Annotated in this window: 2 protein-coding genes; both read right to left on the bottom strand. The window is 72.0% G+C overall.

Annotation, left to right across the window (positions count from 1 at the left end; translation table 11 throughout):
• Nucleotides 1-11 precede the first annotated feature (11 nt).
• Nucleotides 12-755 carry a formylglycine-generating enzyme family protein gene (locus EIO58_RS17940; RefSeq protein ID WP_127820558.1) on the bottom strand — a complete coding sequence of 248 codons (744 nt, stop codon included), beginning with the start codon at nucleotides 753-755 and terminating at the stop codon, nucleotides 12-14.
• A gap of 33 nt (nucleotides 756-788) precedes the next feature.
• The gene (locus EIO58_RS17935; RefSeq protein ID WP_127820557.1) at nucleotides 789-1,229 is read right to left on the bottom strand and encodes a nitroreductase family deazaflavin-dependent oxidoreductase; all 441 of its coding nucleotides are present in this window, start codon (nucleotides 1,227-1,229) and stop codon (nucleotides 789-791) included.
• Nucleotides 1,230-1,403: the final 174 nt, after the last annotated feature.

Here is a 1,403-nt window from a genome sequence, read left to right as displayed (position 1 = left end):
CGGGGCGCGGCTCAGCGCAGCGGCGTCCAGCCGGGCGGAGTCGGACCGTCATAGACGGCGCGCTCCTCGTCGGCACGGAGCGACCAGCCCTGCGCGGCGTCGATCGCGTCGAAGCCGCCGCGGGCCACACGGAACCCGACGTCGTCATGGTGCATCCGGGGCCCGCCGCCCCGGCGCACCGAGGCGCGCACGCTCCAGGCGTCGTCGGCGAATCCACCTCCGCGGAACACGCGGTAGTCGCCGTAGCGTGCGGGGTCCAGGAGGTTCCAGCACCACTCCCACGCGTTCCCGAGCGTGTCGAAGAGCCCGTTGAGGTTCGGGAGCTTGCCCCCCACGTCCTGGGGAGAGAGGACGCCGTCAGCGCTGGTCCACGCGATATCGGCGAGGGGTCCGTAGTGCGGCTCGGTAGACCCCGCGCGGCACGCGTGCTCCCACTCCGCCTCGGTCGGCAGCCGATAGCCGTCGGCGTCGAGGTGCCACCTGACTTCTTCACCCTCGAACGTGTACGCGGGATCGAGTCCTTCCCATTCCGATGCGGCGTTGCAGAACCGGATGGCGCGCAGCCAGCTGACCTCGGTCGCGGGCCGCCGCGGGTGCCGCGCCGGCTCCGCGAGCATCTCGGCCAGCTGCTCCTCGGTGACCGCGTACACGCCCATCTCGAACGGCTCGAGCTCGACGCTCCAGGTCGCCTTGCGACGCGCGTCGTTGAGCGTCACCGCACCGCCCGGGATGCGGGAGAGCTCGATGTCTGTCATGGCGTGCGCTGTCGGGCGGGTGCGCCGACGCTTTCAGGAGTCGCGCGGCTCGAGCAGGAACACAGCGATCTGGCGGTCGGTGCGCGTCTGATAGTTGTCGTAGTCCGGCCACACGGCCGCGGCACGCGCCCACCATTCCGCGCGCTCCTCGCCGGTGAGCTCGCGGGCGTCGTAGTCCCGCTTGACCCCGCCGTCCTGCAGTTCGACGTGAGCATTGCGGCGCATGTTCTCGGCCCACCTCGGCTCGTCGGGCGCGCCGCCCTTCGAAGCGACGACGGCGTAGCGGCCGTCGTGCTCGACGCGCATGAGCGCGGTCTTGCGAAGTGCGCCTGTGTTCGCTCCGACCGTGGTCAGCACGATGATCGGGACACCTCGCAGCGTGTTCGCCTCGGCGCCGTTCGAGGCCTCGTACTTCTCGGCCTGCGTGCGGGCCCATTCGGACGTGGACGGCTTGTACTTTCCGGTCAGCGGCATGACACCAGCGTAGAGCCGCCGCCGACCGTCAGGCCCGGCCGACCGTCAGGCCGCGCGGCGGCGCGACCGGAGGAGGACGATGCCGAAGAAGAGCGCGAGGGCCGCGAGGGCGAGCGCACGGAGATCGAGCTCGCCGCCCGTCGCCGCGGGGCCGCCGCCCGATGCGCCGGCGTC

Origin of the sequence: Microbacterium sp. CPCC 204701 (assembly GCF_004010105.1) — a bacterium.
GTDB lineage: Bacteria > Actinomycetota > Actinomycetes > Actinomycetales > Microbacteriaceae > Microbacterium.
The sequence above is the reverse complement of the archived record's forward strand: the minus strand, read 5'-3'. Positions and strand labels throughout refer to the sequence as shown.